The sequence below is a fragment of the Mycobacterium sp. genome (assembly GCF_035603715.1).
Taxonomy (GTDB): Bacteria; Actinomycetota; Actinomycetes; order Mycobacteriales; family Mycobacteriaceae; genus Mycobacterium.
Genome location: NZ_DATNJW010000050.1, coordinates 1 through 2,506 on the forward strand (window position 1 = coordinate 1; position 2,506 = coordinate 2,506).

Annotated in this window: 4 protein-coding genes; 3 read left to right on the plus strand and 1 reads right to left on the minus strand. The window is 62.0% G+C overall.

The window, feature by feature from the left end; genetic code table 11:
- The 3 genes from VN856_RS01935 to VN856_RS01945 all read left to right on the plus strand — a co-directional run.
- Positions 1 to 192, plus strand: a 192-nt coding sequence (locus VN856_RS01935; RefSeq protein ID WP_325685609.1) for a hypothetical protein, incomplete at its 5' end; no start/stop codon positions are given.
- A gap of 26 nt (positions 193 to 218) precedes the next feature.
- Complete coding sequence (locus tag VN856_RS01940; RefSeq protein WP_325685611.1) at positions 219 to 662, plus strand: DUF732 domain-containing protein; 444 nt, start codon at positions 219 to 221, stop codon at positions 660 to 662.
- Between the two features lie 53 nt (positions 663 to 715).
- Positions 716 to 910 carry a hypothetical protein gene (locus VN856_RS01945; RefSeq protein ID WP_325685613.1) on the plus strand — a complete coding sequence of 65 codons (195 nt, stop codon included), beginning with the start codon at positions 716 to 718 and terminating at the stop codon, positions 908 to 910.
- 46 nt (positions 911 to 956) lie between these two features.
- On the opposite strand, the gene VN856_RS01950 is transcribed toward VN856_RS01945, so the two are convergent.
- Positions 957 to 2,351 (minus strand): TIGR00366 family protein, encoded by a 1,395-nt coding sequence (locus VN856_RS01950; protein ID WP_325685615.1) that lies wholly within the window; start codon positions 2,349 to 2,351, stop codon positions 957 to 959.
- Between the last annotated feature and the right edge of the window lie 155 nt (positions 2,352 to 2,506).

Sequence of the window (2,506 nt, forward strand, 5' to 3'; positions counted from 1 at the left end):
GAAGTTACTGCACCAGATCGCCCGGGGATTGCCTTCACCTACGTCACCGACGGCGGCTTGACCTCCCCCTTGGGGCTGAAGCGATATCGCCTCTTTCACGCCCGATTGGGCAGCATCTCAGCAAGCCGTTTGCACGGGAAAACAGAAGTGAAGATACAGCCAGAAGACCACGCGTCCAAAGACGCGGCGTAGCCGGATTCGGTCATAGATTAAGCACCATGCAAAACATCGCCACCCATGGCCCGTCAACGCACTCGTCAGCAGTGGTGACTGCCGTGCGCACCGGCATCACCAGCCTTGCACACGCTTTGGTTAGCGCCTTGGTGCTGCTGACCGCCGCCATTATTTGCGCCGGCGCGGCAGGCGCCGACCCAAGCCAGCAGGATCAGTTTGTGGCTCTGCTCGAACAAGAACAGATTCCGCCCATCGATGACGGTGAGGTGCCTGGTGTCGTCGCCCGAGCCCAGCAGATTTGTGGCGAACTCAACGGCGGCAGCCCGGTCGACGCCATGGTAAACGAAGAGATGAACCGTGGGTATGAGGAAAATCCGCGTTTACACCTATACCCCGACCGCGTTAGAAGAACCGCAATCAGATTCATCACCGCATCAGTTGACGTTTACTGCCCACGCCATAAAGGCGAGCTTCCGCCGTACGAGTAAATCACTGAGCTGGCCGGCTCCATGTTTTATCCTCGCGGCGTATATAGGGAGTTATGGAAGGCGAAAAGACGACCGGGCTGGTCGAGCTCTGGAGCAAAACGAAAGGCGAGCTTGAGTCCCGCGTCTTCCAGGACGAAGACCAGTTTGTGCTGGTCATCCGAAGGATCCAGCCGGGACAGCCGAAGCAATATGTCTTCTGGCACCCGTACCCGAATCTCGAGGCGGCGAAAGCACAAGTTCCTAGCTAGCCCGACGGCGGTCCGGCCAGCTCCACATCGTCCGCTGGAAGCGGCGTCAAATGATGTACGGCGCGATCAGAGTGGTAGCACCCAACACCACCAACCCGATCACGAATGCGACGATCGTAAAGCCCATCACCTGACGGACATTGAGCTTTGCGATCGCAAGAAGGGGCAGCAACCAGAACGGCTGGATCATGTTCGCGACCCCCTCGCCGACGGCGACCGCCATGGAGATCAACCCGAGATAAGCCGGCGAGCGCTGACCTAGCGCCAGCGCCGAGTCGACCGCGATCGGACCCTGCACGGCCCAGTGCCCGCCGCCGGACGGCACGAACAGGCTGATGACCAATGAGCCGATGAAGGTCAGGAACGGCAGAGTGTACTGCGTCGCGCCGCTCACGAGCGCCTGGGCCACCAGCGTCTGCAGCGGCTTGGCCCCGGTGGCCGCTTGCGAGGGCAGATAACCCAGCAAGCCAACCAGGCCGCCGTAGAGCGGATACTGCAGGAGCAGTGGACCAGACACCTTCGCGGCGCCGGTGAATGCCCGGATGAACCGGATCGGCGTGCGGTGCAGCAACGCACTCGTGATCGTGAACAACATGATCATCGATGAGATGTTCAGCGCGAAACCGCTGATGCAGAAATAGGCAATGCCCGCGGCGAACACGAGGACATTCAGGATCCACAGATTTTCCAGCCACTCAGCAAACGTTTTCTTGCCCTTGGCCTCGTTCTTGCCCTTGGCCTCGACCTCCGGCTGGTCCTCGTCTTCGAACACGGCGGGATCGGGCGCAACGCTCTGGTCGGGCTCCATGCGCCAGATCGCCAGCGCCAGCAGCGCCAGCACGACGATCACCGACAGCCAGCTGTAGGGCTGGAAGATCGTCAGCTTCAGCGGCACCGTGATGCCGGTCATTTTGTGGATCACGTTGATCGGGCTGCCGTTGTCCGTGTTCGCCAGCGCGATCGACGACGAGAGGCCCTGCGTCCAGACGATGAAGCCCATGAACGCCGCCGCGATGAGGTAGCCGAAATGCGCGTCGGTGAAGCGCTTCGCTACCTGCCGGGCGACCAACGCCCCGGCCACCAGCCCGAGTCCCCAGTTCAGCAGGGAGAGGGCGGCGCTCACGCCGAAACACAGGAGCGCGCCCTGGACCTGGTTCCGTGGCTTGCCGGCGACGTAGACGATTGCCCGCTTCAGGACCGGCGCCTCGGCAAGCGTGTAGCCCGTCACCAGGATCAGGACCATCTGGAAGGCGAACGTGAAGATGTTCTGCGATCCCCAGACACCGCCGTACCACGCTTTGAGCATGCCGCCGGGCGAGGCGCCTTTCACCAGAAGGGCGACCAGCGCGGCGACGATGAGAGTCAGGATGACGGCGAACAGATACGGGTCGGGCATCAGGCGTTCGACATAACGGACACACAGCGCGGTCAGGGATTGCATGACGCCGCGGCGTTTGGGTTTGGGTTGTTCGCCCGATGGGCCGCTGGTGGCCTCGGGGTCCTCGCTTGTTGCCTTCGGGTCCTGGCTCGTCGTCATTGACCTACCCTCGCTCGCGTCGGACGTTGTCACAACCGGACTCTAGAACGGCGGGGGCG